This is a genomic window from Aquiflexum sp. TKW24L, from assembly GCF_023502205.1.
Taxonomy (GTDB): Bacteria; Bacteroidota; Bacteroidia; order Cytophagales; family Cyclobacteriaceae; genus Cognataquiflexum.
Genome location: NZ_JAMFLG010000061.1, coordinates 1 through 17,327, shown reverse-complemented (window position 1 = coordinate 17,327; position 17,327 = coordinate 1). Strand labels below are relative to the sequence as shown.

The window sequence follows — 17,327 nt, the reverse complement described above, 5'->3', positions numbered from 1 at the left end:
GCAAATTAATAAGGTATCTGAAGACAAAGATGACAACGCAATTGAAAGGATTGCTCAGATATTAGCAGACTATCTTAGGAAAAAACTTTTAGCATTGGGAAAGAAATTCTCATTTGAAACTGTCTTTCCGCACAAGGGAAAAGTGGATATTATTAGAAAGGCTAAAGATGAAGGATACAAGGTGTACCTCTACTTTGTTTCCACCGAACACCCTGATATCAATGTATTTCGGGTAAAAAAGGTCAGGGTTCCCCATGATGGTCATGATGTTCCCGAAGACAAAATTATTTCAAGATACTACAGATCAATGGATTTGCTCTATGAAGCAGCCCAACATTGCTATCAATGTTACTTTTTTGACAATTCTACTGAAGGCAAAAAACAAACACTTTTTGCCCATTTTAAACTGAATGCCAAGGGCGAAAAAGAATGGGATAATCTTGATGAAAGCAACATCCCAAACTGGTTCAAGAAATATTATTCAGCTAAGATTCAGTAATCTCAGTTTATTCCAAATGACCTATCTGAAAATTTTTCAATTTTACAATCTTCCAATCCTCCAATCTAAACCTCCTTAAAACTTTTTAACCTACCAACTTTAAAACCCTTTTCCTCCTATCTTTGCGCCATGAATTACCTATCAGTAGAAAACCTAAGCAAGTCATTTGGCGAGCGCAAACTTTTTCAGAACATTTCCTTCGGCATAGACCAAGGCCAAAAGATCGCCCTAGTCGGCATCAACGGGGCAGGAAAGTCCACTTTGATGAAAATCATCATGGGTCAGGAAGTTGCCGACACCGGTGGTGTTGCAATCAACCAACAAGTGAAAGTGGCCTACGTCCATCAGAATCCCGTCTTTACCGGAAACCTGAGTGTCTTCCAGACCATATTTGACGGAAGCACAAACGAAACACTCCAAGTGATTGAGCAATACCACAAAGCCATGTTGGACGCCGAACATGGCAAAGACAACGGAGATGAGATGCAGAAGATTTTTGAAAAAATGGATACCCTGCAGGCTTGGGATTTTGAATACCAAATCAATGAAGTCCTCGGTAAATTGGGTCTCCACGATACCGAGATGGCAGTCAGCAACCTGAGTGGCGGTCAGCGGAAGCGGGTCGCCCTGGCTAAAGCCATTTTGGAAAAACCAGATCTTTTGCTCCTGGACGAACCTACCAACCACCTTGACTTGGAGACAATTGAGTGGCTGGAAGATTACCTTTCCAAAGCCAACCTCGCGCTGTTTATGGTGACGCACGATAGGTATTTTCTCGAAAAAGTAACCAACCAAATCCTGGAACTTGACAATGGCAGCATCCACCGATATATGGGGAATTATGGCTATTTCCTCGAAAAGAAAGAAGAAAGAAGAGAGATAGAAGCTACCGAACAGGAGAAGGCAAAGAGTCTTTACAAAAAGGAATTGGATTGGATCAGAAGGCAGCCAAAAGCCCGAAGTACCAAGGCCAAATACAGGGTTGATGCCTTTGAAGAAACTAAGGAGAAGGCCTTTATGAAAAAAGATGAACGCGAGATCGAACTCAAAGTCACCTCACAGAGACTAGGCAACAAAATCATCGAAATAGAGAAGCTGAACAAATCGTTTGACGACAAAAAGATCCTCAAAGACTTCAGCTATACCTTCAAGAAAGGTGATAAAATCGGAATTGTCGGACCAAACGGTGCGGGAAAGACGACATTCTTGAATATGATCACCGGTGCTATGGCTCCTGATAATGGTAAAATCAGTATCGGGCAGACAACTGCAATCGGCTATTACAGACAGGAAGAAGACAGTTTTGATGAAGAAAAAAGACTGCTTGATATTGTGAAGGAAGTGGCAGAAGTAGTGACTGTGGCCGGTGGAGCGACGATCTCTGTTTCCCAGTTTCTGACCAAATTTGGTTTCCCGCCCAAACAACAGCATACGCCTATTGCCAAGTTGAGCGGTGGGGAGCGAAGGAGACTGCAACTGCTGATGATCTTGATCAAGAGCCCCAACTTTCTGATTCTCGATGAACCGACCAATGATTTGGACATTGTGACCTTGAATACTTTAGAAGAGTTTTTGGACAATTTCCCGGGCTGTCTGATCATAGTGTCGCACGATAGGTACTTTATGGACAGGTTAGTGGAGCATTTGTTTGTTTTCGAGGGAGAAGGAATTATCAAAGACTTTCCAGGAAATTACACTGAATTCAGAGAGTGGGAAAAAGAGGAGAAAACCACTAAAAAGGAAGAGAAAACCACCACAGCCCCAAAAGCTGAAAAGACAAATTCCGATCCCGGTAAGGCGAAAGCAAGTTTCAAAGAGAAAAAAGAATACGAAGAAATCAATACCAAAATCCAATCACTCGCCAAAGAGAAAGATGGATTTGTGGGCAAAATCAATATTGGATCCGAAGACCATCAGCTGATGATCGATTGGGCAAAACAAATCCAAAAAATCGAAAAAGACCTGGAAGATCTTGAAATGAGATGGCTTGAATTGAGCGAATTGGAAGGGATCGATTGATCCCTTTTTTTATGCTTGATACCAAAAATCCAAAGGATCTGGAATCTGAAACTTGAATCCGGTTTCTAAGATTTTGTCTCCCGAAATTTCTTTCCACATTGACTCGCCGTCAGCGGCATAGCTCATCGGTGGTGCAAAACCCAATTCCATTGAATTCTTTTGATATAGATCCCTTCGAAGTGGATGCAAAGGGGCCACACCGTTGAAAGTCTCATTCCAAAGGTTGTTTTCAATGATCCAAGCAGCTAGCCTGACAGCATCATCCTGATGGATATAATTGACGGGGCTGTCTCCTGTTACGTTTGCCTTTCCCGAAAAATACCTTCCCGGAATTCTGTCCACTCCCAATAGACCGCCAAACCTGATGATCGTCAGGTCATAGCTTTTTTCGGATAAAAGAATTTGTTCTGCCCGCAAAATTCCAGGATTTCCTGAATTTTCAATTGTAAGAGGAAATGATTCATCCACCTTCTGATTCAAATCCGGATACACTGAAGTAGAACTGACGAAAATGATTTTCTTTACTTTGGACTGTACTGCCAATGCTTTGACAAATTTGATTTGCTCCACATAGAAACCTTCAGGTACGGACTTTGACCTAGGTGGGATGTTGACAAAAAGCACATCAGTGTCAAAAAGCGCGCTGAATCCCGATCCTTCAGGATGTGGATTGAATTTTAACAAGCCGGTGTCAATACCTATAGATTGCAATCGGGACAATTTCTCTTGGGTAGTAGTGCTTCCTTTGACAGGGTATCCTTTTTCCAAAAGGTGTAAGGCCAAAGGCTCTCCTAACCAACCCAAACCGATGATAGCTATTGAAGTCATAAAAAACTGTGGTAAATTTTCAAATAATTGGTAATTTGAGAGGCTGACAAATATAACGCTAATCCAAAATGGAAATCAGACCAAAGCTTCTTTTTAAAATTTCTATTTGCCGACCGAATGTATTGGCACTTGGAATGTTGTCTGTTTTCATCTTTGCTTCCTGCAATTTCAATAAAAACAAAAATCCAATGCTCGGAAATTGGTATGGCTATGAGGAAGATTCTACCTATTACGAGTTGTATGTCAATGATTCCCTGATCGTACTCCACCACCAAAATATTGGTCCGATGGGATATGATTATACGATTGACGGCAATCTGCTTGTAGTAAGCAACGAAGCAGGAATGGAAAGAGTTTGGCAGGTGTTGGATGACACCGAAGATACCTTTACGCTGACAGACAGTTTAGAATCCATCAAATACACGAGGTTGAGCGATCCCATGGATTTTTTTAAAAGTATACAGGATTCTGTTTCCTATAAGGAATTCAAAAAAGGATTTTACAGCAGGTTTTCAGGAAAAAACAAGGCAAAATAAAAATCCCTCCTTCAGGCAGAAAGAGGGATTTGAAGTTATTTTTCTTTTTTAGGCATGGTCCCGAGGATATAATCCCAAAGCGGGGAACTTACCCCAAAGGCGACGTCAGGATCTTTGTAATGGTGGACTGCGTGATTCACCCAAAGGATCTTAAGAAAATTCTTTGGCGGCTGGAAGGCATGCACGGTATAGTGGACTCCCAAATAGGCAGAATAGCCAAACAGAAAACCCGGCAAGAAGTAAAGTGTATAATCCCCCATAATCAAATGGAAAACAGCATAGAAAATCAACACATAGGCTAGACTGATTAATGGAGGCATGGCCAACCTGTCTTTGTCCTTTGGATAATCATGGTGGACACCGTGGACACTATATTGAAGCTTATCCTTGACAGGAGTATCCGGTTCCATATGGAAAAAATGCTTGTGCATCATGTATTCCACAAAGGTAAATGCGAAAATTCCCGAAAGTAAAACCAAAATCCCAATCCCAAACTTGATATTGGTAATGGTCACTGCTGAATAAAGGCAAATCGCCGAAACCAAAAAAAACATCGTAATTGGAACCAAAATGTGGGTCCTTGAAAGTTTTTCAAGAAGTGGATTTTCAAACATATGGGCAGATCCCGTATTATCGGGCCTGTCCAACCGTCCGATTTTTTTCATTGTACTCGTACTAGTTGGCATAGTTAAATTATTTGAGATTCACAATTAATGAGAAAGGTAAATGGTTACGAAAAACAACTACCTTAATTCACAAATTTACATTTAAAATACAAAATTTTTAATTAGTGATAAAAAAATTCCCTAATGATTTAAATCATATTTTAGGCTCAATGACTTTGTTTCTTCCAAAGTCTGAATATATACCTGCTCATACAAGGGTAATATTTTAGTCACATCAAATTCCTTGGCTCTGGCAAGTGCCCTTTTTTTGAAGCCTTCGAGATTTTTATCGTCAAGAATTTCAAGGGCTTTTTCTGTCATGGTTTTAACATCTCCAATTTTACAGGTAAATCCCGTTACCCCATCGATGTTTAATTCAGGTATTCCGCCTGCATCAGAACTCAAGACAGGAACTTCGCATGCCATGGCTTCCAAAGCCGCCAATCCAAAGCTTTCCTTTTCGGAAGGCATGACAAAAAGATCCGCCACAGAAAGTACTTCCTCCACTGCATCCATTTTGCCAAGAAACCTGATATCATCACAGGTACCCAATTCTCTGCAGAGTCTTTCCATCTTATCCCTTTCAGGACCGTCTCCTACGAGCAACAGTTTTGCGGGGATTTTTTTTCTCAATTCATAAAAGACATGAATCACATCTTCTACCCTTTTGACTTTCCTGAAGTTGGAAGTATGTACCAAGAGTTTCTCGCCATTTGGGCAGATTGCCAATTTGAAATGCTCCTTTTTCTGTCTCTTGAACCGCTCCAAATCAATGAAGTTGGGGATGACGACAATATTCTTCCTAATAGCAAAATGCTCGTAAGTAGCTTTTCTCAAGTCTTCCGAAACTGCCGTAACCGCATCAGATTCGTTGATACTGAAGGTGACGACAGGCTCATAACTTGGGTCTTTGCCTACCAAGGTGATGTCTGTTCCGTGAAGCGTGGTGACCACAGGAATGTAAATCCCCTGTTCTTTGAGAATCTGCTTGGCCATATATGCCGCAGATGCATGCGGAATCGCATAATGGACATGAAGGAGGTCTAGTTTTTCAAAGCTCACCACATTCACCATCTTACTTGCAAGCGCAAGTTCATAAGGAGCATGTTCAAACAATGGATAGCTTTTGATATCCACCTCATGATAGAAAAGGTTCTGATTGAAAAAGTCAAGCCTAGTCGGCTGTCGGTAAGTGATGAAGTGGACTTGATGGCCTTCTTTGGCTAGGGCTTTTCCTAACTCTGTGGCTACCACTCCACTACCTCCAAAAGTAGGATAACAAACGATTCCTATTTTCATGTTGGCTTAGATGAAAGTTTATAACAAAAAATTAAACACGTTTTTGGTATAAAAATGTTCAATTATACTGATTTAATAATTTTATGATTTCAGACTCTTGGCTATCCAAAAATCTCATTCCCATTATTTTTTCATGGCTTGGTAAATGATGTCATGGATTTCCTGACGGACACCATCTTTAAGCAAGAGGTTATTTTCAGCATTTGGATGGACCCTGTTGGAAAGGAAAACATATATCAAGTCATTATCAGGATCTGCCCACACACAGGTTCCGGTAAATCCGGTATGCCCAAAGGTGCTTTTGGGAGCGTTGTTTCCTGCACTTCCCCCTTTTCCGATAGCAGGCTCGGGCTTGTCCCATCCCCATCCTCTCCTGCTTTGGATTGATTGTCTTTTTGTGAATTCTTGAACAGTTTTCTCATCGATAAATTCTACATCGGCGTATTTTCCTCCATTCAGCATCAGCTGCATCAGGACAGCGAGGTCGTTTGCTTTTCCAAAAAGTCCTGCATGACCCGCCACTCCCCCATACATGGCAGCTCCCGGATCGTGCACATATCCCTGGACTTGTCTTTTTCTGAAGGTTATATCATCCTCTGTAGGAGCGATAAGGTCTAAAGGATATTTTCTTGCAGGATTGAATGTCATGGAATAAAGCCCAAGCGGGCCATATAGATTTTGCTCCAAAAATTCATCTAAGGGCTGTTGGGTCATCTCCTCCACCAATTCCTGCATGAGATACATAGTCAAGTCTGAATAAACATATCCATATTTCCTTTTATTGCCTTCATGCTTTCTAAGTTCGGATTTGATTGTCCAGGTCCAAATGCTGTCACGAAGGGAATTCAATGCAAACATGTCATTTGATACCGGGAGGGAATAACCCGGCTCCGCCACCGACCTGTAATACTGGGATTTCCATTGACTCGCTTCCACTGTTTTGGCGTAATGTGGCAAAAAAGCTACGAGACCTGCCTCATGGGCAAGGATATCCCTCAATATCAAATCCTCTTTGTTGGTGTTTTCAAGTTCCGGCAAATAATTGCCTATGGGCTTGTTCATATCGATCACCCCACGGCTTTCGAGGAACATCACAGCTTGGGTTGTAGCCAATACTTTTGTGATCGAGGCCAGGTCGTATATCGTCTCGGTAGTGACAGGTCTTGTTTTTTTGTAATCATAGTGGCCGTATGCTTTTTCAAATATTACCTGACCATTTTTTGCTACCAATATTACACCCCCGGGAATGGCTTTTCTGTCGATGCTTCGAGCCATAATAGAATCAATTTTTCCTAATTTTCTACTGTCCAATCCCTGGCTTTCGGGAATACTGTAGGCGAGCCTTCCCAATCCTTCAAGGTATCCTCCTGTCCCCTGTCTTAGAGTCAGGTTTGCCGTTACGGGTAGCAGACCATGGGCATCTCTAGCTCCAAAAATGATTTCAGGGACCAAGTTTTGGGTAATAGAATTATTCTCAAATGCCACAATGTTATGTGGCATTTCAGGTAAGGACTTGATAGAATAGGCACTTCCAAAAACAACCAGAATCAGGTTTTTGTCTTTACTTAAATTCTTGATGAAATCAAAATCACTCATGCTCACCCCAAAATTCCTTTTTGGGGAGTTTGTGATTCCTGTCATTCCGACTATGATGGTTTGATAATCTTTCAGTTTTGAAGCCAAATCTTTTAGGCTTGCTTCATCTGATCCATTGCTCACTGCAAAATGATCAAACCTAGCATACTTGTCCAGTTTCTTCTGAAAGGTTGTTCCTGATCCCCCTATAGTAAGGGAAGCAAATCGTTGTATATCCAGATTGCGGAGCGGTATTAGGTTGTCTTTGTTTGAAGTCACAGTGATGGCCCTTTCGTAAAGTTTCTCTACCAACAAAGCTGCCTCAGGTCTATTGATCCTTTCGGCAAGTTTGTAGGTTTCAATTGGTCTTCTATGGTCTAATCCGGCCCAAAACTTGGCTTTGAGAATTCTTCTGATTTTATCATCCACTTCCTCTTGACTGATTTTTCCGTCTGCCACCGCCTGGAGAATCATGGCCTTGGCCTTAGGGACATCCAAAGAGTATAACAACACATCATTTCCTGCCAAAAGTGCATGTAAATCAACTTCTCCGGGTTTCAGGTATTTTGATACTCCTTTCATATTCAAAGCATCAGTAAATACCAATCCTTTGAAATTCATCTGTTTTTTCAACAAATCAGTAACGACATATTTAGAAAGGGTAGTTGCTTTGTCGGTTTCACTGTCCATACTCGGCACATGGAGGTGAGCCACCATGACACTCATCAGGTCATTTTCAATCAATTCTCTGTATGGATAAAGGTCAATATCCTTAATTCTCGTTTCAGTATGTTTGATGACAGGCAAAGTATAATGCGAATCAGTCTCGGTATCCCCATGTCCGGGAAAATGCTTGGCATTGGCCATGACACCGTTATCCTGCAGACCTTTCATGTAAGCTAGGGATTTGCGGGTGACGAGGTGTTTCTCCTCACCGAAAGCACGATAGCCAATGACTGGATTGTTTGGGTTAGAATTCACATCGACCACCGGAGCAAAATTGATGTGCATACCTAGCTCTTTGAACTGGAAGGCGATTTCTTTGCCCATTTCATAGATCAAATCTTCATCCGGAAGCGCACCCAAGGTCATGGCTTTTGGAAAACCGATAATGGAATCCAACCGCATATTGACCCCCCACTCTGCATCCATGGCAATGAACAGGGGCATTTTGGAAATGGATTGGTAGTAATTGGTCAAGTTGGCCTGTCTCACCGGTCCACCCTGAAAAAATATAAGGCCACCAATATTTTGCTCCCTGACAAGTTTGGTAATTTCAGCCGTATGCTTTTCATCTTTATTGGAATAAGCCGCTACCATAAAAAGCTGTCCCAACCTCTGTTCAAAGCTGTTTGTGTCAAAAATACTGTCCACCCATTCCATCTGTCTACCTAGGTTTTCAGACATTAATGGATCCTTTTCGTCTAATTTTGAATCCAAAGCGGATCTCTCCCAACCCATCAACACATCTGACTGAAATATAACAACCAACCCAAGGAGAACACCCCAAACTTTTATCCGCATGCTATTGTTAAATTTTTATTGCTTGAATTTTAAAATAACTTTGTATCAATATACATCAATTTGTACAAACATATACGAAAAAAAGGAGCCCAAAGTATCTATATGTGATAATTGGGTGATGTTTTATAATTTGAATGATTATTAAATTGAATTTAACCGCCTTATGAAATTACCTTCTTTATTCAGAACAGCCCAACCCATGCGGTTTGATATCAAACCTAGGTTCTATGATCCTGTCAAAGAGGAAATCGAACAAAGGACTGCAAGGATTAAAAAAGAGCTTCAGTTGGAGGGGAAACTCCCCTATGAGGAAGGCTATGACCCTTTAAACGACTCTTTTCGCGGCTCGGCAATCCGTGGGGCATTTACGCAGGGAAGTCCTATCAAAGGAAAATCTTCATCCCCACTTTCAAGTACGGGATTTTTGAGATTATTGATTTTTTTGGTGTTAATGATGCTCGTTTTTGGATACGTGTACCTTGGGCCTGATGCCGTGTATTACATGCTGTATTTTGCTGCAGGCATTTTGTTGGTTTCCCTGATCGTCAAGCTTAAGGGAAAACTTAAGCAATGAGTGATATCATTCATCTCCTCCCTGATGCGATTGCCAATCAAATTGCGGCAGGAGAGGTTGTACAGCGTCCGGCTTCTGCTCTGAAAGAGCTTCTTGAAAATGCAGTCGATGCCAAAGCCACCCATATTCAGGTTATCGTCAAGGAAGCTGGAAAAACACTCATTCAGGTTATTGACAATGGAAAAGGAATGTCCATGACCGATGCAAGGATGAGCTTTGAGCGTCATGCAACATCCAAAATCAGAAATACAGAAGATTTATTTTCAATCCGAACTTTCGGGTTCAGGGGTGAAGCTTTGGCCTCTATCGGTGCAGTGGCTCAAGTGGAGATGAAAACCCGGCAGACCGGTGAGGAATTGGGGACCATAATTGTGATGGAAGGCTCGGAGGTAAAGAAGCAAGAGCTTGTTTCATGTCCCGAGGGAACCTCAATATCTGTACGAAACCTTTTTTTCAATGTACCTGCGAGGAGAAATTTCCTGAAATCCAACCCTGTGGAGATGCGTCACATGGTAGAAGAATTTCAACGGGTCGCACTCTCCTATCCTGAAATCGGATTTACTTTCATCCAAAACGACCTAGAACTTTTCAGGCTTTTGCCCGGAAAACTCAGTCACAGGATTCTGGGGATTTTTGGAAAATCCTATCAAGGACAATTGGTGGCCTGTCTGGAAGAAACTCCGCATTTGAATGTCCGTGGATATATCGGTAAGCCTGAAGCGGCCAAAAAAACCCGTGGTGAACAGTATTTCTTTGTCAACAACAGGTATATCAAAAACAACTACCTCAACCACGCAGTCAGCAATGCTTTTGAAGGATTGATGTCAGGCGACATGCAGCCGTTTTACGTACTGTTTTTGGAAATTGATCCAAGCCATATCGACATCAATGTCCATCCTACCAAAACGGAAATCAAGTTTGACGATGAAAGGACCGTCTATGCCGTGGTAAGATCGGCGGTCAAACAGTCGCTTGGTGCCCACAACGTGGTGCCGGCGTTGGATTTCAGCTTCGATGTGAATTTTACCGAAAACTGGAAATCAAACCGCGAACAGACAGAAGCTGTCCACATTGAAAATACCATCAAACCTGACAATCAGGGAATAGAGAATAAATATAAAACATTCCAAAGCCCGGCATTCCAAAAGCAATCAGTGTCAGGTTGGGAAAGACTTTTTGAAGGTGTGGGAAATACCACGGAAATTTCGAGGGGAAAGGAAATCAGAAATTTTGACGAAGAGGAAATCCTGACTATCTCTTCCAAAGCCAACGAAGATGCCATCCAATTTCCCGAGGGCAATGCCACAGGAGCCACATTTCAAGTTGAAAACAATTATATTGTAGCTCAAATGTCCACCGGCCTGATGATCATTGACCAGCAGTCGGCACATGAGCGGATCTTATACGAAAGATACCGCAAGCAACTCCATCAGGCTGCCGGCGCATCTCAGCAGTGTTTGTTTCCTCCCCATATCCAATTGAGCCAAGCTGATTTTGCTTTGGTGATGGATATCAGGGAAGAGTTGATGAGTCTTGGTTTTGTCATCGTTGAATTCGGAAAAGACACGGTTTTGATACAGGGGGTTCCTGCAGACATTCAGGTCAACAATGAAAAGGCGCTTTTCGAAGGATTGCTTGAGCAGTTCAAACATTTTAAATCAGAGCTTTCTTTGGACAAAAGAGAAAACCTTGCCAGGTCCCTAGCCCGGAGATCAGCTATCAAACGTGGCAGCAAACTGGATATGTCCGAGATGGAAATTATCGTTGGTCAGTTATTTGCATGTCAAAATCCAAATTATGGCCTTGCGGGGAATAAAACATTTGTCAAAATCGATTTACAACAAATTCATGGCTTCTTTACCAGATAGTGTATGTTTAGAAATCTTACCCCGGTAGTAAAAAATTTATTGATAATCACGGTAGCTGTCTATGTGGTCACCGCGTTTTTGATGCCACAATTGAAAGGAATGCTTGCTTTGTACTATATAAACAGCAACCGATTCATTCCTACCCAATTTTTGACATACATGTTTATGCACGCAGATGGATGGCATCTGTTTAGCAATATGTTTGGCTTGTTCATTTTCGGTCCGTTGTTGGAGGAGTTTTTGGGACCAAAAAAGATTTTGATTCTCTGGATGGTCTGTGGTGTGGGTTCAGGATTATTATACTCCGGATATACAGCTTATCAGATGAACAAGCTTGACAATAAAATCACCGCATTTTATGATGAGCCTAGTCCTGATCAGTTCAATCAATTTGTGATAGAAAACAGACACTTATTCAAAGCGGGAGTGTTTGATTTTGTGGATGCCTACAGTCGCAATCCTACCGATCAGGCATTAATTCAGAGGGCCAAAGAAAACCTGACTGCTGTCCGCGACATTCAGGCCAATATCCCGATGGTAGGCGCCTCGGGAGCTTTGTTTGGAGTATTGATTGCATTTGCCATGCTGTTTCCAAACACCCAGCTCTTTTTATTGTTTCCCCCTATGCCGGTCAAAGCCAAATATCTGGTTCTGTTTTACGGCCTTTACACCATTTACAACGTTGTAAATAACAATCCGCTAGACAATGTGGCTCACTTTGCACACCTTGCCGGTTTGATAGTGGGAGCAGCATTGGTTTATTATTGGAAAAAAAGCAGAAAAGACTTTTATTGAAAGAACTATGTACGAAGGATTCTGGTATAACCTCAAAAACGCTTTCAAGCTGCAAAACAACAGCCTGTACAAAATCATGGCGATCAACATACTGGTGTTTTTTGTAATGGTTTTTGCCAGGGTAATCCTTACTTTTTCAGGTGCGGGTGGCATCTATGAAAGTTTCAGGGCCGGGCTAATGATGCCTGCTGATATTCCTCAGCTGATCATTCAGCCCTGGTCGGTATTGACATACATGTTTTTTCATGAAGGTATCTTTCATATTCTTTTCAATTTGTTGTTTTTGTATTGGTTTGGCCTGCTGCTCAATGAATACCTTGGAAGTAAAAAGTTGGCCAATATCTACATTTTAGGTGGATTGGCTGGCGGGGTGCTTTACCTGGTGATGTACAATATTTCTCCTTATTTCGCAGAATCTTTGAGGAGCGCACGAATGCTTGGAGCGAGTGCCGGCGTATATGCAGTTGTCGTCGCTGCGGCCACTTTGGCGCCCAATACCACTTTCTTCCTACTCTTGTTAGGACCGGTCAAAATCAAATACATCGCCATATTCTATGTACTGATCGCGTTTGTAAATTCAACAGGAAGCAATGCAGGAGGAGAATTGGCACATTTGGGAGGTGCGGCTTTGGGCTTCCTGTATGTCTATCAACTCCAAAAGGGGAGAGACATAGGCTCGTGGATTCAGGCAATCGGGAATTTTATCACCAATCTCTTCACCCGAAAATCCCCTGTAAAAGTCTCTTATCGGAGAACAAAAACATATTCTTCAGTAGGGGATTTTGCCCAGACCAAATCAAGTAAAAACTCGATTGCTGTCAAACCTGAGGTAATTACCCAGGATGAAATTGACCTCATTTTGGATAAAATAGCAGCAAAAGGTTATGACGGTCTGAGCAAAGAAGAGAAAAGAAAACTTTTTGAATTCAGTAAGAAGTGAGTTTTTTCAGTGAGCAGTTTTTTCAGTGAGCAGTTTTCAGTGGTCAGTTTACAGTGATCAGTTTTAAGGTGATCAGTGTACAGTCCTAGCCTACTGAGTGAAAATTTGGAAAGGGTTATTAAAAGCAAAAAGCCCCCATTTCTGGAGGCGATTGATTTGTCTTTTTTTTTCTTTGCGGTTTTGCGTCTTTGCGAGAAATAAAAATCCTATGACCCAATCTCCATTTCCAAATAGGATAACCTCCCAAATTGATCCATCCCTTGGATGACGACCGTGTACCTTTGTACTAGGTCACTGTTGAAAAATTCAATGTTGGCCGTATTTCCCACCAATTTTAGTTTAGGATTCCAATAAAGCGTTGAGCGGAAATCAGGTTTTGCGATAGTTTCGGTATCATATTTTGGAAGGTAAAATTCTTTGGCGGTAGAATATCCAGGAAATCTGATATTGAATATCCCATCTCCTGTGTCCACAATTCCATTTCCTCGCTTGGTATAAATAGCGATCACGCCTCCGGCACCTGCCGAACCGAACATTGCCAAACTTGCCCCATCTTTGAAAACATCAATGGCTGCCATGTCCCTAGGGGAAATAGCACTCAGAAATTGAGCATCAACAGGGACATTATCCAACAAGAAAATGGGAGATAACGCATTCAATGAACCGGCACCCCTGATGGTAATAGAGGGAGAACCCATGGGATTTGGCTTGATGTTTACCCCAGGAAATCTTCCCTGAAGCAGTTGCCAGATATCAAAATACCCTTCAAAACCACCGATCTCAGAAGGAACCAAAGTCATGTCGCCTTTCCCATACACCCGGGTGACTTCCTCTGTTGCGGGTACATATTTTTGGGATTGGACCACAAACTCATCAATCTCCACCAAGTCCATCTCATCAAACGCTGCCGAGGCTTGTCTCCTTTTCTCAGCATTCACAAGATAATCCCGCAATACAGGATTGACTTCAAAACCCTTGGCCAAAGGCTTGAACCCTATCCATTTTTCATATTTGGCTATCGGTGCATCCAAATCCAACTCCACAAATTCCTTCATCTTTTTGTCATTGATGGAAATTGTCAACAGTGTAGTGTCAGAAAAAATCATGTCGTCTATGATGAATTTCCCTGTCTCATTGTATTGGATGGCCAGAAAATCGTCCTCTTTACCCTTGCTGAAAACGTTTATCATCCCTCCTGTTACACCTTTTTTGGTATTGGCTTTAGGCTTGATCGTCCCTGTGATATTGATTCCCTGTTCGATAAAATTGGGGTTTTCAAATTTACCTGTAAGGACCGATTGCCAGGTAAACCGCCTCCATCCATGAGTCAGCATGATCAGATCGAGTGCCTCTTCGTCCTGGATTTCTCCAAATAACAGATTTGCGGAATGGATATGACCTCGGAGCTCAGACTCCATTTTGAGGTAAGAAATGATATTGGATGAAAAATTATTGGAAAATTCATCTGCATCAGTAATTGAAACAGAATAGAAGCCCTTTTCAAAACCCTCACCATCCAAGGTTAATTTCCATGAATTTTTACCTCTCGGCTTTGTTTCAACCTGTGATGCATCGAGCTTGATTTTTCTTTCCGGAGTGGGAATATAGACCAAACGCTCTGCTAAAGCATTCCCGTTTGGTTCAAAAATAGTCACCTGATTGATGCCGGGCGCAAGATTAGCCTTATTGATCCTGGCACCTGTGACACCATTAGACAGGTTGATCACTTGCATGTGACCGATCCTGCCCCGTGCATGTACCACAAGCAATCCTTCACCGGTCGGGGAAATAGATTTAAAATCATTGGCCTGAACCAATATATTTAGAAGGGCTTCTTTGGAATTGTCCACTGCCAAGTTTATTCCCTGAACCTTTACTGCAGGGAGCTTTATCTCAAAAACTGCTTCATTTGCACTGATCTTGCCCACATAATTTTGGCCCTCTTTGGGAGTAAAACTAAATTCCCCCAAGCCCCACTCATTGGTGGAAAAATTGATTTCTTCCTCACCGGTATTGATTTTGCCTGTAAGCTGCACCGGTGAACCATCGGGATAAACCGCCCTGACAGCCACTTTATTATTGAATCCGGAAATCAAATCTCCACCTTCCGGCAAAAACTGGATATCTACACTTCCTGATGGAAAAGGTAAAATGAATTTTCTGTCGATGCCGTATTCTTCATTTTCATTCCATGTTAGAACCAATTGAGTAACTTGGTCCAAAGCAGAAAGCGGTAAGTTAATCTCGATTGAATTAGCCCCATTGTCATCCAATATGATTGAGCCTTCTTTGATCTGTTTGCCGGCACTTACAAATCCATATGTTAGTTTTTCGCCTTTTAGAGGCTGGAGATTTCGGTCGACGGCATTGATTTTTGCTCGATAATAGATGTCGTTTCCATTTTCCTTTTTTTCAAAAACGACAGTTGGCTGGAAGCGGAGGTTGTAGGGCTCAAAAATTTCAATTTTTGTTTCAAAAACGGATTCTGCGCCAAATCCTTTTGACCAGTAGGAATAAGCTTTGATGTGGTAGATACCTTCCTTAGTGAAGTTATCGAGTTTGAAATCCCCATTTCCATGTCCCTCTTCGATTTTGACAGTTCTTTGCTGAAGCAAATTTCCCTCATTATCCAACAAATCTACATACACTGTCTTGCTCAATGGAGATGGGAGGTCAGGGCTTCCTGCAGTAACATAAGCCGAAAACCAGATCATATCGCCGGCGGCATAGATTTTTTTGTCCAAATGAACAAAAACCTTCTCTTCAGGAAAATCATTGACATAACTCTCAGACATGCTGAGGATTTTCTCTGTGAGTTCTGTGATGCTCGACTGGTTTTGGAAGGAAGAGAGAAAATATAAAAAAGGGATAATCAAAAAGGGAAGGATGTACTTAACTCGACTCATTATTATTTGGGGTTTTGGGGTAAAAAAAACAAATGTCATTATCCATTACGTCGGGATCACGACAAAGTTATTTTAAAATGAAATTTAGTTTCAATGTTAGGAAAATATTTTCCTTATTCCCTATTTTCAAGAAAAATTTAACTAAAATTAATTTTTGATCACCTTCAGAAGAGAGCAGTTTTAAGGAAAAAATTTAAGATTCCAATTGGGCAACTTCGTTTTTATTGGCCAACTGACCGCAGGCCGCATCGATGTCCTGCCCACGGGATTTGCGGACTTTGGCTACGATGCCATTGTTTTCCAAGATCCTGACATACATTTCCACGGCATCTTTGGATGCCTGACGGAATTCCCCTTCATCGATAGGATTGTATTGGATGATATTGACTTTGGAGGGAATGAGTTTGCAGAATTTGGCCAAGGCTCGGGCATGTTCTTCATTGTCATTGATGCCATCCCAAATCACATATTCATAAGTGACTTTCCGCTTGGTCTTTTGGTACCAATATTTCAGGGATTCTGCCAAGTCCTCCAATGGATTCACATCATTGATCGGCATCAGGCGGCTACGGGTCTCGTTGATGGCGGAGTGTAGCGAAATGGCAAGGTTGAATTTGACTTCATCATCTGCCATTTTTTTGATCATTTTGGGAATGCCGACTGTCGAAAGGGTAATCCTCCTCGCCGCCATACCAAGGCCTTCGGGTGAGGTGATTTTGTCGATGGCTTCGATGACATTGGCATAATTGAGAAGCGGTTCGCCCATACCCATAAAGACAATATTGGTCAGGGGACGGTTGAAGTAGGTTTCTGCTTCTTCCTTGATGGCGACTACCTGATCGTAGATCTCGTCAGGGTTGAGGTTGCGCATGCGCTTCAGCCGGGCAGTAGCGCAGAAGTTACAATCGAGGCTGCAACCTACCTGCGAGGAAACACAGGCTGTAATCCGCTTGGAAGTGGGAATCAGGACAGATTCTACAATCTTACTATCAAAGAGCTTGACTGCATTTTTGATCGTGCCATCTGCTGAGTGCTGCATCAGGTCGACGTGGATATGGTTAATGATAAAATTGGCTTTGAGCATTTCCCTGGTTTCCTTGGAGATGTTGCTCATGTCATCAAAGTTTTTCAGAGACTTGTTCCAAAGCCATTCATATACCTGCTTGGCACGGAACTTCTTTTCACCCTTGTCGATAAAAAATTCCTCCAACTGCTCCAAGGTGAATTTTCTGATGTCTTTCTTTGCCGTACTTTCCATGCTGCAAAGGTAAGGGATAAAAAGATTGGAAAATTCAAAAA

General features: G+C 41.9%; 13 protein-coding genes. 7 read left to right on the top strand and 6 right to left on the bottom strand.

Going from position 1 to position 17,327, the window contains the following annotated elements:
* Both M3O96_RS21265 and M3O96_RS21260 read left to right on the top strand, forming a co-directional pair.
* On the top strand, positions 1 to 499 hold a 499-nt coding region (locus M3O96_RS21265), incomplete at its 5' end, for an ATPase (RefSeq protein ID WP_502798927.1).
* 129 nt (positions 500 to 628) lie between these two features.
* Positions 629 to 2,518: an ABC-F family ATP-binding cassette domain-containing protein gene (locus M3O96_RS21260; RefSeq protein ID WP_249724810.1), complete on the top strand. Its 1,890-nt coding sequence runs from the start codon at positions 629 to 631 to the stop codon at positions 2,516 to 2,518.
* A gap of 9 nt (positions 2,519 to 2,527) precedes the next feature.
* Here M3O96_RS21260 and M3O96_RS21255 read toward each other — a convergent pair whose 3' ends face one another.
* The gene (locus M3O96_RS21255; protein WP_249724807.1) at positions 2,528 to 3,346 is read right to left on the bottom strand and encodes an NAD(P)-binding domain-containing protein; all 819 of its coding nucleotides are present in this window, start codon (positions 3,344 to 3,346) and stop codon (positions 2,528 to 2,530) included.
* Positions 3,347 to 3,414: 68 nt separating this feature from the next.
* Here M3O96_RS21255 and M3O96_RS21250 point away from each other — a divergent pair, with 68 nt between their 5' ends.
* Complete coding sequence (locus M3O96_RS21250) at positions 3,415 to 3,882, top strand: hypothetical protein (protein ID WP_249724792.1); 468 nt, start codon at positions 3,415 to 3,417, stop codon at positions 3,880 to 3,882.
* 35 nt (positions 3,883 to 3,917) lie between these two features.
* On the opposite strand, the gene M3O96_RS21245 is transcribed toward M3O96_RS21250, so the two are convergent.
* The 3 genes from M3O96_RS21245 to M3O96_RS21235 all read right to left on the bottom strand — a co-directional run bounded on the left by M3O96_RS21245 (position 3,918) and on the right by M3O96_RS21235 (position 8,945).
* Positions 3,918 to 4,547 carry a sterol desaturase family protein gene (locus M3O96_RS21245; protein ID WP_249724789.1) on the bottom strand — a complete coding sequence of 210 codons (630 nt, stop codon included), beginning with the start codon at positions 4,545 to 4,547 and terminating at the stop codon, positions 3,918 to 3,920.
* Between the two features lie 141 nt (positions 4,548 to 4,688).
* Positions 4,689 to 5,846, bottom strand: a complete 1,158-nt coding sequence (bshA, locus tag M3O96_RS21240; protein WP_249724773.1) for an N-acetyl-alpha-D-glucosaminyl L-malate synthase BshA — start codon at positions 5,844 to 5,846, stop codon at positions 4,689 to 4,691.
* A gap of 123 nt (positions 5,847 to 5,969) precedes the next feature.
* The gene (locus tag M3O96_RS21235) at positions 5,970 to 8,945 is read right to left on the bottom strand and encodes a serine hydrolase domain-containing protein (RefSeq protein ID WP_249724757.1); all 2,976 of its coding nucleotides are present in this window, start codon (positions 8,943 to 8,945) and stop codon (positions 5,970 to 5,972) included.
* A 163-nt stretch (positions 8,946 to 9,108) separates the two neighbouring features.
* On the opposite strand from M3O96_RS21235, the gene M3O96_RS21230 reads away from it, so the two are divergent.
* The 4 genes from M3O96_RS21230 to M3O96_RS21215 are packed head-to-tail and all read left to right on the top strand — an operon-like array spanning position 9,109 to position 13,122.
* Entirely contained in the window at positions 9,109 to 9,519 is a 411-nt protein-coding gene (locus M3O96_RS21230) for a hypothetical protein (RefSeq protein ID WP_249724755.1), read from the top strand.
* Positions 9,516 to 11,387 carry a DNA mismatch repair endonuclease MutL gene (gene mutL, locus M3O96_RS21225; protein ID WP_249724751.1) on the top strand — a complete coding sequence of 624 codons (1,872 nt, stop codon included), beginning with the start codon at positions 9,516 to 9,518 and terminating at the stop codon, positions 11,385 to 11,387. Before M3O96_RS21230 ends, mutL begins: the two co-directional genes overlap by 4 nt.
* A 3-nt stretch (positions 11,388 to 11,390) precedes the next feature.
* Positions 11,391 to 12,182: a rhomboid family intramembrane serine protease gene (locus M3O96_RS21220; protein ID WP_249724731.1), complete on the top strand. Its 792-nt coding sequence runs from the start codon at positions 11,391 to 11,393 to the stop codon at positions 12,180 to 12,182.
* 7 nt (positions 12,183 to 12,189) lie between these two features.
* Entirely contained in the window at positions 12,190 to 13,122 is a 933-nt protein-coding gene (locus tag M3O96_RS21215; protein WP_249724728.1) for a rhomboid family intramembrane serine protease, read from the top strand.
* A 206-nt stretch (positions 13,123 to 13,328) separates the two neighbouring features.
* On the opposite strand, the gene M3O96_RS21210 is transcribed toward M3O96_RS21215, so the two are convergent.
* Together M3O96_RS21210 and rlmN are read right to left on the bottom strand one after the other, a co-directional pair.
* Positions 13,329 to 16,028, bottom strand: a complete 2,700-nt coding sequence (locus tag M3O96_RS21210; RefSeq protein WP_249724726.1) for a TonB-dependent receptor plug domain-containing protein — start codon at positions 16,026 to 16,028, stop codon at positions 13,329 to 13,331.
* Positions 16,029 to 16,221: 193 nt separating this feature from the next.
* Entirely contained in the window at positions 16,222 to 17,286 is a 1,065-nt protein-coding gene (rlmN, locus tag M3O96_RS21205; protein ID WP_249724826.1) for a dual-specificity RNA methyltransferase RlmN, read from the bottom strand.
* Positions 17,287 to 17,327: the final 41 nt, after the last annotated feature.

Excerpts from the sequence above, each read along its gene's own strand:
- M3O96_RS21260 (WP_249724810.1), top strand. The coding sequence starts at position 629 with ATGAATTACCTATCAGTAGAAAACCTAAGCAAGTCATTTGGCGAGCGC.
- M3O96_RS21255 (WP_249724807.1), bottom strand. The coding sequence starts at position 3,346 with ATGACTTCAATAGCTATCATCGGTTTGGGTTGGTTAGGAGAGCCTTTG.
- M3O96_RS21250 (WP_249724792.1), top strand. The coding sequence starts at position 3,415 with ATGGAAATCAGACCAAAGCTTCTTTTTAAAATTTCTATTTGCCGACCG.
- M3O96_RS21245 (WP_249724789.1), bottom strand. The coding sequence starts at position 4,547 with ATGAAAAAAATCGGACGGTTGGACAGGCCCGATAATACGGGATCTGCC.
- bshA (WP_249724773.1), bottom strand. The coding sequence starts at position 5,846 with ATGAAAATAGGAATCGTTTGTTATCCTACTTTTGGAGGTAGTGGAGTG.
- M3O96_RS21235 (WP_249724757.1), bottom strand. The coding sequence starts at position 8,945 with ATGCGGATAAAAGTTTGGGGTGTTCTCCTTGGGTTGGTTGTTATATTT.
- M3O96_RS21230 (WP_249724755.1), top strand. The coding sequence starts at position 9,109 with ATGAAATTACCTTCTTTATTCAGAACAGCCCAACCCATGCGGTTTGAT.
- mutL (WP_249724751.1), top strand. The coding sequence starts at position 9,516 with ATGAGTGATATCATTCATCTCCTCCCTGATGCGATTGCCAATCAAATT.
- M3O96_RS21220 (WP_249724731.1), top strand. The coding sequence starts at position 11,391 with ATGTTTAGAAATCTTACCCCGGTAGTAAAAAATTTATTGATAATCACG.
- M3O96_RS21215 (WP_249724728.1), top strand. The coding sequence starts at position 12,190 with ATGTACGAAGGATTCTGGTATAACCTCAAAAACGCTTTCAAGCTGCAA.
- M3O96_RS21210 (WP_249724726.1), bottom strand. The coding sequence starts at position 16,028 with ATGAGTCGAGTTAAGTACATCCTTCCCTTTTTGATTATCCCTTTTTTA.
- rlmN (WP_249724826.1), bottom strand. The coding sequence starts at position 17,286 with ATGGAAAGTACGGCAAAGAAAGACATCAGAAAATTCACCTTGGAGCAG.